Here is an 18,972-nt window from a genome sequence, read left to right on the forward strand (position 1 = left end):
GGTGAGGGTGAGGGTGGGCGTGGGGGTGGATGTGGCGGTCGGGGTGGGCGCGGATGCGTGGCGACGGTCGTCCGAGGCGTGGCCCCGGGGAGCGCCGCCGTCCGAGGCGCGCTCGTCAGGAACGCGGCCGTCAGGAGAGCGACCCTCGTGGGTCCATCCGTCGGTGCCGCCTCCGCCGTACCGGTCCGGGCGCGGACGTCCGGCGTCGTACGCCGCGCCCCGCGCACGCTGCTCGCCGCCGAACCGGTCCGCGTGCGGGCCTCCGCCGCCCGACCGATCCGGGTACGTACGGCCGTCGCCGAACTCGTCCGCGCGGGTGCGCCCCACCGGGTGGACCGTCGGATCGTCCGCCCGCTCCCCCTGCTCCGGCACGCGGCGCACGTCCCCGACGGCGCTCCCCGCGACACGCGCCGCGCCCCGCACGGGGCGGTGCGGGGCGCGGCGGTCGGCGTCCTCGATGCGGGTGCGCAGTTCCGTGCAGCGGGCGGTGGCGCGTTCGTGGTCGTCGTGAGCCCAGGCCAGGTCCAGTCGGAGGGAGTCTGCCTCCTCCTGGCTGGTGGCGGCCTGGAGCCTGCGGGTCAGGTCGGCGGCGCGATCGGCGGCGTAGCGCTGTTCGCGGAGCATGACGTCGAACCGGTCGCCGAGGGCGTCACGGCCTCCGGGCCGGGAGTCGTACGCGGCGAGCGAGGCGCGGTGCAGCGCGCGGGCCCGCTCGGTCTCCTGGGCCGCGGCAGCGGGTCCGTACGCGGAGCCGAGGTCGTGCATCAGCGCTTCCACGACGTCCCAGGGCGGCACCTCCAGACCGTCCAGGCAGGCGCGCATGCCCTCGGGATCACGCTGCCAGAAGACGGCGCACCAACCACCGCCCTGGTCGAGCCTGGTCATCAGCTTGTTCAGGTATCCCGCGAACTCCCGCACCTGTCCCGGGAGTTGATTCACAGCCATCGCATACTCCCCGGCCGACTGGAGTGCTCCGGTCCGCAAGAAAACACCAGTTGTGTTACAGGCGGGCTACGTGAAGTTTTCGGTGCGGACGCAGTGTGCTGTGCGCGGCTGCCCGGCCGCCGTGCGTGAAGGGTTCGAGCCGGCCGTGCGTGAAGGTCCGGGCCGACCGTGTGTGAAGGGTCCGGGCCAGGGCGGACGAACGACTTCGGCCGGCACGGCGTCCCCGCCTCAGGCCACCGCCGCCGCCACCACCGCCGCCGCCGTCGACACCGCCGCCGGCGCCTCGACGGCGGCCGGTCCGCACCGCGTCACGAGGTCGTCCATCGACAGGCCCAGCGCGCGGGCGAGGGCGGCGACCGTGAAGAAGGCCGGGGTGGGGGCACGGCCGGTCTCGATCTTCCGGAGGGTCTCCGCGGAGATGCCCGCGCCGGCGGCGATCTCCGCCATGCTGCGGCTGCCACGGGCCTCACGCAGCAACCGGCCGAGCCGTTCGCCGCGTTCGCGCTCTTCGGGGGTCAGAGGGGTGCGCACCATGACCCCATTCTAATACCGACCCCCTCCGGCCGACCGGTATTAGAATTGGATTTCGAGCGGTATAGTAATTGGCATGGTGGAACTGAAGACGGATGAGTCGATCGACGCGATGTACGAGACCGGGCAGGTCGTGGGGCAGGCGCTCACGGCCGTGCGGGACGCCGCCGACGTGGGGGTCTCCCTGCTCGAACTGGACGAGCTGGCCCACGAGGTGCTGCGGAAGGCGGGGGCCACCTCCCCCTTCCTGGGCTACCACCCCTCGTTCGCGCCCACGCCCTTCCCCGCGGTGCTGTGCGCGTCCGTGAACGACGCGATCGTGCACGGCATCCCCACGGCGTACCGGCTGCGCGACGGGGACCTCGTGTCCCTCGACTTCGGCGCGCACCTGGGCGGCTGGGCAGGAGACTCGGCGATCAGCTTCGTGGTGGGCACGCCGCGCACGGCCGACCTCCGGCTCGTCGCGACGGCCGAACGCGCCCTCGCGGCGGGCATCGAGGCGGCCGTCGTGGGCAACCGCATCGGCGACATCGCACACGCGATCGGCAGCGTCTGCCGGGCCGCCGGGTACGGCATCCCCGACGGGTTCGGCGGGCACGGCATCGGGCGCAGGATGCACGAGGACCCGGGGGTGCCGAACGAGGGGCGCCCCGGGCGCGGGATGAAGCTGCGGCACGGGATGGTCCTGGCGATCGAGCCGATGCTGATCGGCGGGGGTACGGACGGGTACCACGCGGCCCCGGACGGCTGGACGTTGCGCACGAACGACGGCTCCCGGGCGGCGCACGCGGAGCACACGGTGGCCATCACGGAGGCGGGGCCGCGGGTGCTGACCGCTCGGGCGCCCTTCGAGCGCGGCTGAGCTCTGGCCGGTTGTTCGGCTGCGGGTGGGTGGGGGTTGCTCGCGCAGTTCCCCGCGCCCCTTAAGGGCCTCCGGCCCTTTCGGGCCGAAAAAGCACGGGGCGCGGGGAACTGCGCGAGAAGCCCCACCCACCCGCACCCGGCGTCAAACGTGTATCCCCCCGCGACGCGGGAACCCGGCGGCGAATGAACAGCGGATTCCCGGGGCCGGAGGGCTACGGTCCGGACCCCTTCACTGAGTTCTTCGCCCGTTTCTTCGGCGGCCCGCGCCCGCAGCGGATCGAGATCGGCCGGTTGATGAGCGGCCAGGCCCGCCAGTTGGTGGCCGACGCGGCGGCGTACGCGGCGCGGCACGGCAGTACCGACCTGGACACCCAGCATCTGCTGCGCGCCGCGCTGACCGCCGAGCCGACCCGAAGTCTGGTGGCCCGCGCGGGCGCCGATCCCGACGCGCTGGCCGGTGCCATCGACGAGCGGTCGGGCCCCGAGCGGCACAAACCCGGCCAGGGGCCGGCGCCCGCGTCGCTCGCCCTGACCCCGGCGGTCAAGCGCGCCCTGCTGGACGCGCACGAGCTGGCCCGGATCACCGGCTCCGGCCACATCGGTCCCGAGCACGTCCTCAGCGCCCTCGCCGCCAACCCGGACTCGGCCGCAGGACACATCCTCGGCGCCGCGCACCTGTCGTCCGGCGCGCTGCCGCCGGACGCGGCGGACCCGTCGGCACCGACCCCACCCGTGGGCATCCCCCTCTCCGGATTCCCGCGCTCCGACCTGCCGCGCCGCTCGGGCAGCAACACCCCGACCCTCGACAAGTACGGCCGCGACCTCACCGACCTCGCCCTCCAGGGCCGTATCGACCCGGTCATCGGACGGGAGGCGGAGATCGAGCAGACCGTCGAGGTGCTCTCCCGGCGCGGCAAGAACAACCCGGTGCTGATCGGTGAGGCGGGCGTAGGCAAGACCGCGATCGTGGAAGGGCTGGCCCAGCGCATCGCCGAAGGGGACGTGCCCGATGTGCTGGCCGGGCGCCGGGTGGTCGCCCTGGATCTGTCCGGTGTGGTCGCCGGGACCCGTTACCGGGGCGACTTCGAGGAGCGGCTCACCAACATCGTCGACGAGATCCGCGCGCACTCCGCCGAACTGGTCGTCTTCATCGACGAGTTGCACACGGTCGTGGGCGCCGGGTCGGGCGAGGGCAGTGCGATGGACGCCGGCAACATCCTCAAACCGGCCCTGGCGCGCGGCGAGCTGAACATCGTCGGGGCGACGACGCTGGAGGAGTACCGGCGGATCGAGAGGGACGCGGCGCTGGCCCGCCGGTTCCAGCCGGTGCTGGTCCCGGAACCGGACAGCGGTGACGCCCTGGCGATCCTGCGCGGCCTGCGCGACCGGTACGAGGCCCACCACCAGGTCCGTTACACCGACGAGGCGCTGACGACCGCCGTGGAACTGTCCTGCCGGTATCTCACCGACCGCCGGCTGCCCGACAAGGCCATCGACCTGATGGACCAGGCCGGGGCCCGGGTCCGGCTGCGGGCCCGGACCAAGGGCACGGACGTACGGGCCCTGGAGCGGGAGATCGAGCAGCTGACCCGGGACAAGGACCAGGCCGTCACCGGTGAGCGGTACGAGCAGGCGACACGGTTGCGGGACCGGATCGGGGAGTTGCGGCAGCGGATCGACGCGGGGCGCGACGAGACGCGGGCCGACGACGGGCAGAGCCTGGAGCTCGGTGCCGAGGACATCGCCGAGGTCGTCTCCCGGCAGACCGGCATCCCCGTCAGCAGCCTCACCCAGGAGGAGCGGCAACGCCTGCTGGGGCTCGCGGAGCGACTGCGGCGGCGGGTCGTCGGACAGGACGAGGCGGTGGACGTGGTGGCGGACGCCGTGCTGCGGTCACGCGCCGGGCTCGCCAGTCCCGAACGGCCGATCGGCAGCTTCCTGTTCCTGGGACCGACCGGCGTCGGCAAGACGGAGCTGGCCCGCGCGCTGGCGGAGGCCCTCTTCGGCAGCGAGGACCGGATGGTGCGGCTCGACATGAGCGAGTACCAGGAACGGCACACGGTCAGCCGCCTGGTGGGCGCCCCGCCCGGCTACGTCGGCCACGAGGAGGCGGGGCAGCTGACCGAGACGGTACGACGTCACCCGTACTCGCTGCTGTTGCTGGACGAGGTGGAGAAGGCCCACCCGGACGTCTTCAACCTGCTGCTGCAGGTCCTCGACGACGGCCGGCTCACCGACTCCCAGGGCCGTACGGTCGACTTCACCAACGCCGTGGTCGTGATGACGAGCAACCTGGGCTCGGACGCCATCGGCCGGGGCGGGTCGGGGCTGGGTTTCTCGGCGGGCGGCGCCGAAGCGGACGAGGAGGACCGGCGGGAGCGGATCCTGCGGCCGCTGCGGGAGCACTTCCGGCCCGAGTTCCTCAACCGCATCGACGAGATCGTCGTCTTCCGTCGGCTCGGCGACGACCAACTGCGGCGGATCACCGACCTGTTGCTGGAGGGGACGCGGCTGCGGCTGCGCGCGCGGGGCGTCACGATCGAGTTCGGCGAGCAGGCCGTCGACCATCTCGCCCGCCACGGCCACCAGCCCGAGTACGGTGCCCGGCCGCTGCGCCGCACGATTCAGCGGGAGGTCGACAACCCCTTGTCCCGGCTGCTGCTCGACGGGCGGCTGCCGTCCGGCAGCCGGGTGGTGGCGGACGTGGAGGACGGGCGGCTGGCGTTCCGTACGACGCCGCCGCCCGCCTCCGGGAGCGCTACCGGGAGCACTACCTGACGGGGTGCACGACCATCGCCGCGCCGCCCCCGCGTCGTACGGTCTCGGCGGCGGCCAGCCACTTGCCGTTCGGCAGACGCTGGACGGCGGTGGCGGCGCCGATCTCCGGGTTCTGCCGGAAGCCGTGTCCGATGGCTTCGAGCCGGGCCTTCAACGGGCTGTTCCACAGGCCCGGTTCGAGTTCGGTGGTGGTCTGGTTGCGCTGACTGGCGCGCGGCGCGGCGATCGCGTCGACCAGCGGCAGACCCCGGTCGAGGAAACCGGTCAGGGTCTGCAGCACGGTCGTGATGATGGTCGCGCCGCCGGGTGAGCCGAGCGCCACCACGGGCTTGCCGTGCTGGTCGAGCACGATCGTCGGGGACATCGACGAACGCGGCCGCTTGCCCGGCCCCGGCAGGTTGGGGTCGTGGACGGCCGGGTTCGCCGGGGTGAAGGAGAAGTCCGTCAGCTCGTTGTTGAGCAGGAAGCCCCGGCCCGGCACGGTGATGCCGCTGCCGCCGGTCTGCTCGATGGTGAGGGTGTAGGAGACGACGTTGCCCCACTTGTCGGCGACCGTGAGGTGGGTCGTGCTGTCACCCTCGTACGTCGTCGGCGCCGCCGTGCCGCCGGTCGCGCAGGGCGCCGGGTGACGCGGGTCGCCCGGGGCGACGGGGCTGGTGAGGACCGCGTCGTCCTTGATCAGGCACTCACGGGAGTCGGCGAAGCGCTGCGAGAGCAGCTCCCTCGTCGGTACGTCCTCGAAGGCGGGGTCGCCGACCCAGCGGCCCCGGTCGGCGAACGCGATCCGGCTCGCCTCGATGTGACGGTGCAGGTACTGGACGTCGCTCACCTTGGAGAGGTCGGTCCGCTCCAGGATGTTGAGCGCCTCGGCGACCGTCGTGCCTCCGGAGGAGGAGGGCGCCATCCCGTAGACGCCGAGCCCGCGGTACGACGTCTTGGTGGGGGCCTGACGCTTGGTGCGGTACTGGGCGAGGTCGGCCCTCGTCAGGTCGCCGGGGCGGGCGTTGTAGCCCGAAGCCGGGTCCACCGGCGGCTTGTTGACCGTGTCGACGATGTCCCGGGCGATACCACCCCGGTAGAGCGCGCCGACGCCCTCGCGGCCCAACTCGGCGTAGGTACGGGCCAGATCGGGGTTCCTGAGGGTCGAGCCGACCACCGGCAGCCGGCCGCCGGGGAGGTAGAGGTCGACCGTGGCCGGGAAGTTGCGGAACCGGGCCTCGTTGGAGGCGGTCTGCGCGCGGAAGGTCTCGTCGACCACGAACCCGTCGCGGGCGAGCTTCTCGGCGGGCTTCAGCAGCTTGCCGAGGGGCTTGCTGCCCCAGCTCTTCAACGCGGTCTGCCAGGTGGCGGGGGTGCCGGGGGTGCCGACGCTCAGCCCGCTGGTGACGGCCTCCGCGAACGGGATCGGCTGCCCGTTCTCCAGGAAGAGATCCTCGCCGGCGCTCAGGGGCGCGGTCTCGCGGCCGTCGACGGTGTGCACCGTACGGGACTTGGCGTCGTAGTAGACGAAGTAGCCCCCTCCGCCGATGCCCGCCGAGTAGGGCTCGGTGACACCTAGGGCGGCTGCCGTGGCGACCGCCGCGTCCACCGCGTTGCCGCCCTTGCGGAGCACCTCGATGCCGGCGGCGGAGGCGTCCGGGTCGACGCTGGAGACGGCGCCGCCGTAGCCGACGGCGACCGGGCTCTTCGTGGGGGTGTCCGCCGCGGCGGAGGTCGGCGGAGCCGCCCCCACCGACACCATGGCGGACGTCGCCGCCAGTACAGCCAGTTTCCGCGCGACAGGACGACGCAGACGCATCCGTACCTCCAGTCAAGGACCGTCCGCGCAGACTAACGCGGTTGCCATGGTCCCGTCAGGAGGCACTCCGGGGCTCCGAACCGGACATGGATTCGAGCACTGTTCGACGGCGCCCGCTACCATGCGCGGCCATGAATGACGACGTGCGCAATATCGTCCTCGGCGTGATCGCGGCCGGGCTCAGTGCCTCGCTGGGCTGGATTTTCCGGACGTACCTGTGGAAGAGGAAGCTCCGCCGCAAGCAGGCGTTCTTCGGGTTGCCGAACAATTCCGAGTCCCTGTTGGTGGTCAGCCGCGACCCGTCGACCGCGAATCTGGCGGTGCACCGCTTCGACGTGTTCGCCCTGCTGGAGCTCTCCGCGCTGATCAAGGACTGCGGCGCACACGCCCAGATCATCACCCAGGACGCCGCGCAGCAGGGGTTCGGCGAGCGCACCGAGTTCTGCGTGGGCGGACCCGGCTCCAACCGCCGCATGGCCGCCCACATCACGGCCATGCTGCCGGGCATCCATTTCAATCTCGACCCGGAACCCGGTCCCGACCGGGTGGCCCTGCACATCGGCAGCGAGCAGTACCGTCTGGAGCCCGGCGTCACCGAACACGTGCTCCTGGCCCGGCTCACCACCGGCCAGCCGGACCAGGCCCGGCCGGTCTTCCTCTTCTGCGGCCAGCGGGCGATCACCAACCAGGCCGCCACCCGCTACCTCGCCCGCAACCACGAGCGCCTGCACCGCAAGTACGGCACCGGCTCGTTCGTCCTTCTGCTGAAGGTCGTCAACTCCCAGGCCTACGGCCCCGACGTGGTCGAACTCGTCGCGGACGTCACCCGAGCCGCCCAGGCACCGGCACCGGCATCCACCGCCCCGGCCCAGATCTCGCACCGCGCCTCGTAGGCCACGGCCGAACAGCCCACAGTCGAACAGTCCACGGCCGAACATTCCACAGCCGAACAGTCCACGGTCGAACGTTACCGTCACGTAACTTACCGAGGAGTTACTTCCGGTAAGGGTGTCCGGTTACCGTCGGGTCACTTTGCACTGACACGAGTGAGGAGCGACCCGTGAGACACCCGCACGGCACCACATCGCGTACGACCCGGGCACTGCGGACGAGCGCCGTGGGCGCCGTCTCGGCCACCCTGGTCGCCGGTACGGCCCTCGGCCTCACCCCCGCCGCCCAGGCGGCGTCGGGCGCCGCCACGACCCCCACCACCCGCTTCGTCGACATCAAGGGCGAGGGCGGGACCGTCCTCAAGGCCAATGTCGTCGCCCCGGCGGACGCCTCCCGCACGTACCCGCTCCTGGTCCTGCCCACGAGCTGGGGCCTTCCGCAGGTCGAATACCTGGCCCAGGCCCGGAAGCTGGCCGACGCGGGCTACGTCGTGGTCAGTTACAACGTGCGCGGCTTCTGGGAGTCCGGCGGATACATAGAGGTCGCGGGGCCACCCGACATAGCCGACGCCTCCAAGGTGATCGACTGGGCACTCGCCAACACCCCGGCCGACGCGGCGCACATCGGCATGGCGGGGCTGTCGTACGGGGCGGGCATCAGTCTGCTCACCGCCGCGCACGACAAGCGCGTCAAGGCGGTCGCCGCCCTGAGCGGCTGGGCGGACCTGATCGACTCGATCTACGGCGGACGCACCCAGCACCTCCAGGCGTCCGCCCTGCTCGACGGCGCCGGACGGGTCACCGGCCGTCAGGGTCCCGAACTCCAGCAGATCTTCGCGGACTTCTACGCCTCGAACCTGGCCAAGGAGGGGGACATGATCGCCTGGGGGAAGAAACGTTCCCCCGAGACCTACCTCGACCAGCTCAATACCCACGGCACGGCCGTCATGCTCGCCAACGCCTGGGGCGACTCGATCTTCCCGCCCAACCAGTACGCCGACTTCTACGAGAAGCTCACCGGCCCCAAGCGGCTTCAGCTGCGCCCCGGGGACCACGCCACCACGGAGCTCACCGGCCTGTTCGGACTGCCCAACGACGTGTGGTCGGACACGCGGCGCTGGCTCGACCGCTATCTGAAGGGCACCGCCAACGGCATCGACCGCGAGCAGCCCGTCCAGCTCAAGTCCCGTACGGGCGGCGCCTTCGAGGGCTACCCGGACTGGAAGTCGGTCACCGCCATCCGGAAGAAGATCGCCCTGTCGAGCGGCACCACGATCCGTGCGAACGTCGACTCGGGCGCGAACGGCGGGGTCGTCTTCCTCTCCAGCATCCTGGACCAGGTGGCCCAACTCCCGCCCGTGGCCTCGATACCGCTGCTGCCGCGCCGCTGGGCGGCCGTGTGGCAGTCGGAGAAGTACCCGACGGCGCAGGCCGTACGCGGCACTGCGAAGCTGCACACCACGGTGACGGCCACCAAGGAGAGCGGCACCCTCGTCGCGTACCTGTACGACGTGGGCCCGCTCGGCCTCGGCAAGCTGGTCAGCCACGCGCCGTACACCTTCCACGGCCAGACGCCCGGCAAGCCGTTCGGCGTGGACCTGGAGTTGCTCTCCACGGCCTACGACGTTCCGGCGGGCCACCGTCTCGCCCTGGTCGTCGACACGGTCGACCCGCTCTACATCGAGCACAACCCGACCGGCGCGCAGCTGACCTTCTCCTCGCCGCCGAACGACCCGTCGTACGTGTCGATCCCGCTGCGCGAGCAGTGATCTCCGGCTGCTGCCGGGCGGGCCTGGCCCCTGGCTGCTGCGCGCCCGGCGGCAGCGTCCCTGTTCGGCCGGGGGTGGCGTCCACGGCCTCGCTCACCCCAAGTGGATGAACCGCTCATCGTAGTCGAGGCCCGCGCCGGGTCCAGTGCCGGTGGTCAGTGCTTGAGGATCTTGGAGAGAAAGTCCTTGGCACGGTCGCTCTCCGGGTTCGTGAAGAACGCGTCCGGAGAGCGGTCCTCGACGATGCGGCCGTCCGCCATGAAGACGACTCGGTTGGCCGCCGAGCGGGCGAATCCCATCTCATGGGTGACGACGACCATGGTCATGCCCTCGCGCGCCAACTGCTGCATCACCTCGAGGACTTCGTTGATCATCTCCGGGTCGAGGGCCGACGTGGGCTCGTCGAACAGGATGACCTTGGGGTCCATGGCGAGAGCGCGGGCGATGGCGACCCGCTGCTGCTGGCCGCCGGAGAGCTGGGCCGGGTACTTCGGCGCCTGGTCGGCGAGACCGACCCGGTCCAGGAGTTCGCGGGAACGCCGGTCGGCGTCCTCCTTCTTCCGTTTGCGGACCTTGATCTGGCCGAGCGACACGTTCTGCAGGACCGTCTTGTGGGCGAAGAGGTTGAAGGACTGGAAGACCATGCCCACGTCCGCGCGGAGCGCCGCGAGGGCCTTGCCCTCGCTCGGCAGCGGCTGCCCGTCGATGCGGATCGTGCCGGAGCGGATGGGCTCCAGCCGGTTGATGGCCCTGCACAGCGTCGATTTCCCCGACCCCGACGGGCCGATGACCACGACCACCTCCCCCTTGCCGACGGTGAGGTCGATGTCCTGGAGGACATGCAGCTCGCCGAAGTACTTGTTCACGTCGTGCATCTCGATCAGCGGATCGACCGCCATGCCCTGCCCGCCCTACTCGCCCTCGACCGTGTGGTGTCGCAGGTGCCGCAAACTATCCGGACGGAGGGGACCTCAAGACGCGACACGCACTCGCGGGGATTAGCCGTATTGTCGGTCATCGGCCGACCCGCGGAACGCGCGCGGACTGTTCACTGCTCGGCGACCTCGGCGTAGAGCTGGGAGAGTTCCGGTGCGCCGCTGGCGGCCCACGCCTGGCCGGCTTCGACCACGTCGATCTCACGGCCGGAGTCCAGCCGCACCACGGGCTGGCCGTTGGGCCAGATCTCCCAGCGGGCGCCCGGCACGGTCCGGACGACGACCGTGCCCAGGTAGAGGCCCGCGTCGTTCCCGAGCCAGGCCGCGGCCTCCTCGTCGTCGCGCCAGCCCGGGACGAGTTGGTCGATCGCCTCCAACGAGCCTGCGGAGTCGTCGAGTTCGACGCCGGCCCGCGCGGCCTGCGCGCGCAGCAGTTCGCATTCGGAGAGGAGTTCGGCGAGTCCCTCGTGACCGTCGTCATCGTCGCCGCCGGTGAACACCGCGACCCCGAAGGCGGGGTCACGCCTCTTGCGCCAGTTGCCCAGGAAAGAGATGTTCATGCGCTCAGCGTGTCATCCGCCTCACCCATCGCACCACAGGCGCGCGGAAACCGCTTGTTCGCCGGGAGTTCGGCCGTGGTTCCCGCCCACCTCATTGACGAGTTCCTGACGCCTCTTTAGCTTCATGGCACATCAGTCGTCAGACACGGCTGCCGTCATGACACATCCGTCGTCTCGTCGTTGTACCGGTGCCGCATCCGTCGGCATCGTCGCCCTCGTGGTGTTCAGCGAGCAGAAGGGGTCACGCGTGCGCCGACGCGTCTGGAGAACGGCCGTCGTCCTGGCACTCGTGGCGGCGGTCGCACCTGTCGCCACCGCCCGAGCCGCCGCCGCTCCGGTGGCCGAACCGGCGCCGCTGGAACGCCTCTTCGACAACAGGGCCGTCAGCGACGACGGACGGCCCGCCAGAGCCGACTTCGACGGCTCCGGCGCCTCCCTCTCCGCCACCGACCTGAAGGCCGCCGGATGGACACCGGGCCGCACGCTGACAGTTCAGGGCGCGCGCCTGACCTGGCCGCGCCGCACGGCCGGCGAGCCCGACAACGTACGCGCCGCGGGCCAGTCCGTACGCGTACGGGGCCGGGGCGACGCCCTCGCCTTCCTGGTGGCCGCCACCGGCGGTGCCGACGCCACCGGCACCGGCACGATCCGCTACCGGGGCGGGGCCCGCTCCCCGTACCGGCTGACCGCCCCCGACTGGCGTACCGGCCCGCTCGCCACCAAGGCCGTGGCCCTCCCCCATGTGAACACCCCGGGTGGTCAACTCGCCGAGAAGGCACGGCTGTACGTCGTCACCGTGCCGCTCGTACGGGGTCGCGAGGTCGCCTCGGTGACCCTGCCGCGCAACCGGGACCTGCATGTGTTCGCCCTGTCGGTGCGCCCCGACTCGGCGGCGTGGACCGGCAGTTGGGCCGCCTCCACCTCCGGCTACCCGGCCGTCGGCCCCTGGACCGACCGGACCCTGCGGCTCGTCGTCCACACCTCGGCGGGCGGGCCCCGGGTGCGGATCCGGCTCGACAACACCTTCGCCTCGGCGCCGGTACGGGTGGGCAGCGCGACGGTGGCGTTGCGGGCGACGGGCGCGACCGCCCGGAGCGCGCCGGTACCCCTGTCCTTCCGGGGCGCGGCCGGCACCGAGATCCCGGCCGGCGCGCAGGCGTTCAGCGACCCGCTGGGCTTCGAGGTGCCACCCGATGCCGACCTGCTGGTGAGCTTCCACCTGCCCGGCACGGTGACGGCCGCCCCCGTGCACCGGCTGGCCCGGCAGACGTCGTACGTCAGCGAGCCGGGCGACCACGCGGCGGACGGCTCGGGTGCGACGTACACCTCCACGATCTCGACCTGGCCGCTGCTGACCGGCGTGGACGTGGGCGGCGGACCGGGCTCCGTCGTGCTCCTCGGAGACTCGATCACCGACGGGGAGGCGACGACGGCCGACGCGAACCGGCGGTGGCCGGACGCGCTGGCCCGGCGGCTGCTGAGCCAGGACGAGGTCCCGCACTACGGCGTCCTGAACCAGGGGATCTCGGCGAACCGGGTGGTCACCGACCGCTACCCCGGTGACGGTGTCTCCACCGACACGGGCGGCGTGAGTGCCCTGCACCGCCTCGACCGCGATGTCCTCGCGCAGACCTCCGCCCGTACCGTCGTCGTCTTCCAGGGGGTCAACGACGTCCGCTGGGGTGCCACGGCGGGCGAGGTCGTCACCGGGTTGCGGGAGATCGCGGCCCGGGCGCGCGAGCGGGGGCTGCGCGTGCTCGTGGCGACGGTTGCGCCCTGCGAGGGCGAGGCACGCTGCACGGCCGCCGTCGACGCCCAGCGGGTCGCGGTGAACGAGTGGATCCGGGGCGACGAGGCGGGCGAGGCGTTCGGCGGGGTCCTCGACTTCGACGAGGTGCTGCGCGACCCGGCTCGTCCGGCCCGGCTGCTCCCCGCGTACGACACCGGGGACCATCTGCATCCCAGCGAGGCGGGGCTGGCGGCACTCGCCGACTCGGTGGACCTGGACCTGCTGTGACGGACCGCGCGGCCCGGAGGGGTCGCGAGAGTCAGACCTCCAGGTCCACCACGACCGGCGCGTGGTCCGACGCACCCTTGCCCTTGCGCTCCTCCCGGTCCACGTACGCGTCGGTGACCGCCTTGGCGAACGGCTCGTTGCCGTAGACGAGGTCGATGCGCATGCCCCGGTTCTTCGGGAAGCAGAGCTGGCGGTAGTCCCAGTACGTGAAGGGGTGCTCGTACTTGAGGGGACGGGGGACGACGTCGGAGAGGCCCGCCTCGCGGAGGGAGGCCAGGGCGGCGCGCTCGGCGGGGGTGACGTGGGTGAGGCCCTCGAACGCGGCCACGTCGTACACGTCGTCGTCCGTCGGCGCCACGTTGTAGTCGCCCATGACGGCGAAGGGGCGGCCGCCGGCCGCGTCACCGGCGACGGAGGCCTTGAGGGCCTCGAACCACTGCAGCTTGTACGCGTAGTGCGGGTGGTCGACCTCGCGGCCGTTCGGCACGTACACCGACCAGACGCGGACCGGGCCGCAGGTCGCGGAGATCGCGCGGGGCTCCACGGAGCCGTCGTAGCCGGGATCGCCGGGCAGGCCCTTGACGACGTCCTCGATGCCGACGCGGGAGATCACCGCCACGCCGTTCCACCGTCCTGTCGCGTGCACGGCGGCCTCGTAGCCCGCCTCGCGCAGGGCGTCGAGCGGGAAGCCGTCCTCGGCGATCTTGGCCTCCTGGAGGCAGAGCACGTCCGTGCCGCTGCTCTCCAGCCAGGCGAGGAGCCTCGGGAGGCGGGCGGTGATCGAGTTCACGTTCCAGGTCGCGATGCGCATGCCCCACAACCTACCGGGCGGGTCTGACAACGCCCGTCCCGCCCGGTCACAGGCCCTGCGGGCCCCCTACACGTCCGCCGAGGCCCCGGGCGCGAGCCGAAGGTGCTCCGCGCCGCCCAGGGCGCCGATCTGGCGGTCGTAGATGGGGCGGGCGAGATCGGTGAGGAGGGCGTCGTGGATGTCGTACGCCCGTTGCGGCCCGACCTCGCGGACGTAGTCGATGACCTCGGAGATCTTGCTCCAGGGAGCCATCACGGGGAGCATCAGCGTCTCGACGGGGTGGTCGGGGACGGTGAGGGCGTCACCGGGGTGGAAGACGCGGCCGCCGTCGACGAGGTAGCCGACGTTGGTGATGCGCGGGATGTCCGGGTGGATCACCGCGTGCAGCTCGCCGTGGACCTGCACGTCGAAGCCGGCGGCGGTGAACGTGTCGCCGTGGCCGACGGTGTGCACCCGGCCGGGGAAGGCCGCGGAGATCTTCTCGGCGACCGAGCTCAGGGTCCAGATCTCGGCGGCCGGGTTGCCCTCCAGGGCCGCCCGCAGCCGTCCCTCGTCGAAGTGGTCCGGGTGCTCGTGGGTGACCAGCACGGCGTCCGCGCCGAGCGCGGCGTCCTCCTCGCTGAACCCGCCCGGGTCGATGACGAGGGTGCGTCCGTCCTTCTCCAGCCGGACACAGGCGTGCGACTTCTTCGTGAGCTTCATGGTCATGGCTCCATCCTCCCCCGGGCGGGCGGCCGGCGGCGGCTCACTCCTCGGGGGTGGTCTCCTCGCGGATGACCTGCTGGGCCACGCGGAACGCGCTGTTCGCGGCCGGCACCCCGCAGTAGACGGCCGCCTGGAGGAGTACTTCCTTGATCTCGTTCGGGGTGAGGCCGTTGCGGAGGGCGGCGCGGGTGTGGAAGGCGAGCTCGTCCAGGTGCCCGCCTGCGACGAGCGCGGTCAGGGTGACGCAGCTGCGGGAACGGCGGTCGAGGCCTGGCCGGTCCCAGATCTCACCCCAGGCGTAACGGGTGATGAACTCCTGGAAGTCGCCGGAGAACTCGTCCGCGGACGCCAGCGCCCGGTCCACATGCGCGTCGCCGAGCACCTCACGGCGGACCTTCAACCCGGCGTCGTAGGGGTCCGGTCTGCCCAGCGCCTCCGGCTGCACGGCGGCCGGGGCGATCTCGGCGACCGGCCCGGTCTGCGGCGGGACGGCGGCGAGGGCCGGCTTGACCGGGGCGGCCGGGATGGCGACCTGCCCGGTGGTCGAGTCGTAGGCGGGCTGCCAGGCGGTGGAGAAGTGGCGGACGAGCAGATCGGTGACGGCGGCGGGCTGCTCGACCGGCACGAGGTGGGAGGCGCCGGGGACGACCGCGAGCCGGGCGTCCGGGATGCCCGCGACCAGCGTTCGGGCCTCGGCGGGGCCGGTGACCTGGTCGTCGGAGCCGACGAGGACGAGGGTGGGGACGCCGATCCGGCCGAGCTCGGCGCGCACGTCGAACGAGGCGAGCGCCTCGCAGGCGGCGATGTAGCAGCCGGGGTCGGTGGTGCGCACCATCTGCACGGCCCACTCGGTGATCGCGGGCTGCGCCGCCGCGAACCCCGCGGTGAACCAACGGTCGGGGGACGTCCGGGCGATGGGGTCGAGGCCGTTGGTCCGCACGATCACCCCGCGCTGGCGGAACTCGTCGGCCGTGCCGAAGCGCGGCGACGAGGCGATCAGCGCGAGCGAGGCGAGGCGTTCGGGGTGGCGCAGCGCGAGTTCGGTCCCGATGGCGCCGCCGAGCGCGCAGCCCGCGTAGCCGAAGCGCTGCACACCGACGGCGTCGAGGGTGGCCAGCAGACGGGCGGCCAGTTCCGTGACCGAGCCGCCGGGGTACGCCGGTGCGCCGCCGTGGCCCGGCAGGTCGAAGCGGAAGATCCGCCACTGCTTGGTCAGTTCCGGGATCTGGCGGTCCCACATGTGCCATGTGGTACCCAGTGAGGGCCCCAGGATCAGGACAGGGGCGTCTTCTGGCCCGTCAAAGCGGTATTGCAGGGTGTTCGGTGGTGTCTCGCTCACCCGTCAGACCCTCTCACGTATCACGAAATCTCACACGGCTCGGGGAACCCGACGGCTCGTGCCCCTCTCGGCGCGGCACGTCCGACACTGCCGGAACCGTCTGGGATCCAGATACGAGTTCTCCGGCGTGTACGCGTGGCCGCTTGGACAGTGCGTCCTCCTGGCTCGCGCGCTCTCCCAGTCCCTGCGCCGCAAAGCTTCGTTCTTTGGCACGGCTTCCAGGTGATCCGGGTTGCAGCAAAGCGTAAAGTGCCGTCCCCAAGGATCGGCATGACGCACCTGGAAGCCCTCCGGAATCTCACCGACCAGCAACCTGAACACCACACGGTGGACAAGCTGTGTCTTTCTCTCGTAGGAGACTTGGCCGTAGCCTGACTGCCCCTTTCCCGTTGCAGCTACCGGTCCACAGCCAGCAGCCGGTCTCCGCGTCTGCCTCGATCTTGCTGGCCATACGCCTGGGCAAGTCGCCCGGCTGGTAGACCGCCTGGCTCACGCTTGCCCCTCCGATGCACTCCCGTGCAAGCCATCCCACATCGTGGCGGCTTCGCGAAGATCCTCGACGTCCGGCTTCACGTACCACTTCTTGGTGGTCTTCACATTCGTGTGTCCGGCCCATCGCGCGAGGATGTGATCCGGCACGCCATTGTTGGCCAGGTACGTGAGGCACGACGAACGAGCGTCGTAGAGACGGACTCGGCGAAGGCAGAGAATCACCATGAGCCGGTACGCGCGTCGACGGAGCTGCTTGATCGTGAACGCTGCTCCGGTCTCATGCACCAAGACGTAGCCGGACTCTGCGTATGCCTCACCCAAGGCCAGTTTCTCCTTGGCCTGGAGGGTCTTGTACGACTTGAGAGCAGCCAGCACCGGAGCTGGCAACGGGAGTTCCCGCTCACCGGCCAGAGACTTGGTGTCCTTCTCCACCACGTACCGATTGCCCATCATCGTCCGTGTGTTGGCGATGGTGATCGTGGCATTGTCCAAGTCGACGTCTTCCCACCGGAGTCCGCAGACCTCAGCCGGACGTAGACCCATGAGGGACAGCATGAGCGGAGCGTAGAGCCGTTCTCCCTTGACCCCCTGAACGAACGTCTGAATTTCCTGGACGTTCCAGGGCTTCACCTCCTCTTTCTTCTTCCGTTCTTCCTTGCGCGCCCTTCGCGGAATGGTCACGTGCTGAGCCACGTTCACGGCCACCAGCCGACGAGTCACGGCTCGGTTCAGGGCATCCTTCAGCCGAGCCAGGCTCATGGCTACGGTGGTCACGCCGAGCGGAGTACCTGCCTTACCACCGCGTACGCGCCCGTACTTCAGGGCCCAGTGCATCCACCCTTCTACGTCCTCTTCAGTGAGTTCCTGAAGACGGACGTTGCCCAACTTCCCCCGCACCCGGTCGAGGGTGATGCGGTAGTTGTAGATGGTGGTTTCTTCCAAGTCGTCAGCCTTCATGGCCAGCCACTGGTCGAGCCACTCATTCAAGGTGAGCTTATTCGGCGGTGCGAGCGTCCCTTCCTGGCGACGGTTGGTGATGCGCGCATACTCGGCCTTCGCTTCCTTCAGCGTGCCGAATGTGCGAGTTAGCTGCTGGCGCTTCCCGGTGGCGTGGTCGATACCTACATCGACCACGAACCGGTACCGAATCTGCCCCTTCGCGTTCGGCCGCAACTTCTTGATCGGATCCGACAGGATTACTCACTCTCCTTCAGGCCATGAAAAATTCGACATTGCCGGAGGGCCACAATGCTTCAGGAAAGGGGCGCCCCGGCCATCAAGGCACCAGCAGACGGCGCCGCTCCTACGCGTTCATGGCGCCGCTGTATCCGGATGGAGCCGTTGGGCAGTCCCATGCAGCGCGGGCCGCACCTCTTCTGGCGCCAGCCGTAGAAGGTCGATCGGGCGATCTGAAGCTCATCGCAGATCTCACCGACTGTCAGCTTCCGCCCATGTCGAACCGCTCCCGCCATGACGCCGCCTCGCACTCTCAACCGGACAAGAAGTCGGCGTAAAACGAGAACGGGCCTGCCAGCCTGCGGCGAAAAGGGCAGGGAGCATCGCGGATAGGCACATGAGATAGGCGTTCCTCACGAAAGAGCACGCGGGGTGCCGGAGCGGAACCGACAGCGCTGAGAGCCCGTGCCGGCACAGCAAGAAATCGCTTCTCCTTCAGCGAAGAGACGCTGTGGATTACAGTGGCAGTAGCAGGAAGGAGCCGCTCAGTACCTCCTTGCGTCTTTGCGGCGCTGTCTACTGCATCCGCCACGACTCCACCGCCAAGCACAGCCGCTGCGAACACCCTCAATGGTCGTCACGATCGCCGGTTTGGCTAACCGGCGATCGTGGTCTATGTTCCACTCCCCACAGCTCAGAAAAACAGCGTGCGACCAGAAACCCAAGTCCGGGAACGCTGACACCCGGGCGACCTCTGGGGTGGGCCGAGTGTGCGAAGACGTCTCCGTACCGGGGGTCCGCCGCGTAGCAACAAAGCCTCACCGAGCAGCCCGGCAGCACGAACACAGAAGGTCATCACCGCAGAAAGGGCGACACAGTCCCATCGTCGCTGTGCGCTCGACGCGCCCAGGTCGCCAAGCGGATGGGAAGCAGGGTAACGGGCGGATCGGAGAGTCGCACTCGACAGATGATGCTCCTTGTTCAGGGCCTCTACGAGGAGGCCGAGCAGCGTGAGATACCGGCTGGCTGACGTCGTGGTCGACTTCCTGCCGACTTGAAAGCCCGCCCCTCCAATGAGCTGGTGTTTCCGGGATGTTGTACGTTGACATGCTTCCGGAGCAGGTTCCAGTCTCTTCGCGCTCTTTCTCGTCTGCCGTGGGCGAATCCGCTTGGAGGCGCCGAGCAGAGGCAGCTGTGCTTGCCCCTTATCTGGCTTGGAGCAGGTCTCCCAAGGAGGAACAGCAAAGCCGGGTAGGACACCTGCTATTGATCCGAAACTCAAAGGGTTCTATTCGAGGATGTAGCGGACGTGCGGGCCGCCGAAGTAGCCGCGGACGATGTGGGGCTGGCGTTGGCGTCGGT

14 protein-coding genes and 1 pseudogene are annotated in these 18,972 nt (G+C 70.5%); 5 read left to right on the plus strand and 10 right to left on the minus strand.

Going from position 1 to position 18,972, the window contains the following annotated elements:
- Positions 1-945, minus strand: a pseudogene (locus P1P70_RS22225) (hypothetical protein); the annotation flags it as partial.
- 228 nt (positions 946-1,173) lie between these two features.
- Positions 1,174-1,479, minus strand: a complete 306-nt coding sequence (locus P1P70_RS22230) for a helix-turn-helix transcriptional regulator (protein WP_319240440.1) — start codon at positions 1,477-1,479, stop codon at positions 1,174-1,176.
- Positions 1,480-1,552: 73 nt separating this feature from the next.
- Here P1P70_RS22230 and map point away from each other — a divergent pair, with 73 nt between their 5' ends.
- Together map and P1P70_RS22240 are read left to right on the plus strand one after the other, a co-directional pair.
- Positions 1,553-2,338: a type I methionyl aminopeptidase gene (gene map, locus P1P70_RS22235; protein WP_319240441.1), complete on the plus strand. Its 786-nt coding sequence runs from the start codon at positions 1,553-1,555 to the stop codon at positions 2,336-2,338.
- A gap of 185 nt (positions 2,339-2,523) precedes the next feature.
- Positions 2,524-5,118: an ATP-dependent Clp protease ATP-binding subunit gene (locus tag P1P70_RS22240; protein ID WP_319240442.1), complete on the plus strand. Its 2,595-nt coding sequence runs from the start codon at positions 2,524-2,526 to the stop codon at positions 5,116-5,118.
- Here P1P70_RS22240 and ggt read toward each other — a convergent pair.
- Positions 5,111-6,916 (minus strand): gamma-glutamyltransferase, encoded by a 1,806-nt coding sequence (ggt, locus tag P1P70_RS22245; RefSeq protein ID WP_319240444.1) that lies wholly within the window; start codon positions 6,914-6,916, stop codon positions 5,111-5,113. The two genes, P1P70_RS22240 and ggt, sit on opposite strands and share 8 nt — an antisense overlap.
- A 131-nt stretch (positions 6,917-7,047) precedes the next feature.
- Between ggt and P1P70_RS22250 the strand changes: the two genes are divergently transcribed.
- Both P1P70_RS22250 and P1P70_RS22255 read left to right on the plus strand, forming a co-directional pair.
- Entirely contained in the window at positions 7,048-7,809 is a 762-nt protein-coding gene (locus tag P1P70_RS22250; RefSeq protein WP_319240447.1) for a hypothetical protein, read from the plus strand.
- A 167-nt stretch (positions 7,810-7,976) separates the two neighbouring features.
- Positions 7,977-9,575: an alpha/beta fold hydrolase gene (locus P1P70_RS22255; RefSeq protein ID WP_319240449.1), complete on the plus strand. Its 1,599-nt coding sequence runs from the start codon at positions 7,977-7,979 to the stop codon at positions 9,573-9,575.
- A gap of 155 nt (positions 9,576-9,730) precedes the next feature.
- On the opposite strand, the gene P1P70_RS22260 is transcribed toward P1P70_RS22255, so the two are convergent.
- Positions 9,731-10,474: an amino acid ABC transporter ATP-binding protein gene (locus P1P70_RS22260; protein WP_319240451.1), complete on the minus strand. Its 744-nt coding sequence runs from the start codon at positions 10,472-10,474 to the stop codon at positions 9,731-9,733.
- Between the two features lie 149 nt (positions 10,475-10,623).
- Entirely contained in the window at positions 10,624-11,070 is a 447-nt protein-coding gene (locus tag P1P70_RS22265) for a DUF6278 family protein (protein ID WP_319240453.1), read from the minus strand.
- A 247-nt stretch (positions 11,071-11,317) separates the two neighbouring features.
- On the opposite strand from P1P70_RS22265, the gene P1P70_RS22270 reads away from it, so the two are divergent.
- Positions 11,318-13,087 (plus strand): SGNH/GDSL hydrolase family protein, encoded by a 1,770-nt coding sequence (locus P1P70_RS22270; protein ID WP_319240455.1) that lies wholly within the window; start codon positions 11,318-11,320, stop codon positions 13,085-13,087.
- A 31-nt stretch (positions 13,088-13,118) separates the two neighbouring features.
- Here P1P70_RS22270 and P1P70_RS22275 read toward each other — a convergent pair whose 3' ends face one another.
- The 5 genes from P1P70_RS22275 to P1P70_RS22290 form a co-directional block, all read right to left on the minus strand.
- Positions 13,119-13,898: an exodeoxyribonuclease III gene (locus P1P70_RS22275; protein WP_319240457.1), complete on the minus strand. Its 780-nt coding sequence runs from the start codon at positions 13,896-13,898 to the stop codon at positions 13,119-13,121.
- 66 nt (positions 13,899-13,964) lie between these two features.
- Positions 13,965-14,600 carry an MBL fold metallo-hydrolase gene (locus tag P1P70_RS22280; protein WP_319240462.1) on the minus strand — a complete coding sequence of 212 codons (636 nt, stop codon included), beginning with the start codon at positions 14,598-14,600 and terminating at the stop codon, positions 13,965-13,967.
- A 43-nt stretch (positions 14,601-14,643) separates the two neighbouring features.
- Positions 14,644-15,942, minus strand: a complete 1,299-nt coding sequence (gene pcaC / locus P1P70_RS22285; RefSeq protein ID WP_319240459.1) for a 4-carboxymuconolactone decarboxylase — start codon at positions 15,940-15,942, stop codon at positions 14,644-14,646.
- A gap of 30 nt (positions 15,943-15,972) precedes the next feature.
- Complete coding sequence (locus P1P70_RS45850) at positions 15,973-16,266, minus strand: HNH endonuclease (RefSeq protein ID WP_413471519.1); 294 nt, start codon at positions 16,264-16,266, stop codon at positions 15,973-15,975.
- A 165-nt stretch (positions 16,267-16,431) separates the two neighbouring features.
- Complete coding sequence (locus P1P70_RS22290; protein WP_319240461.1) at positions 16,432-17,568, minus strand: tyrosine-type recombinase/integrase; 1,137 nt, start codon at positions 17,566-17,568, stop codon at positions 16,432-16,434.
- Between the last annotated feature and the right edge of the window lie 1,404 nt (positions 17,569-18,972).

It is taken from the genome of Streptomyces sp. MB09-02B, assembly GCF_033794485.1.
Taxonomy (GTDB): Bacteria; Actinomycetota; Actinomycetes; order Streptomycetales; family Streptomycetaceae; genus Streptomyces.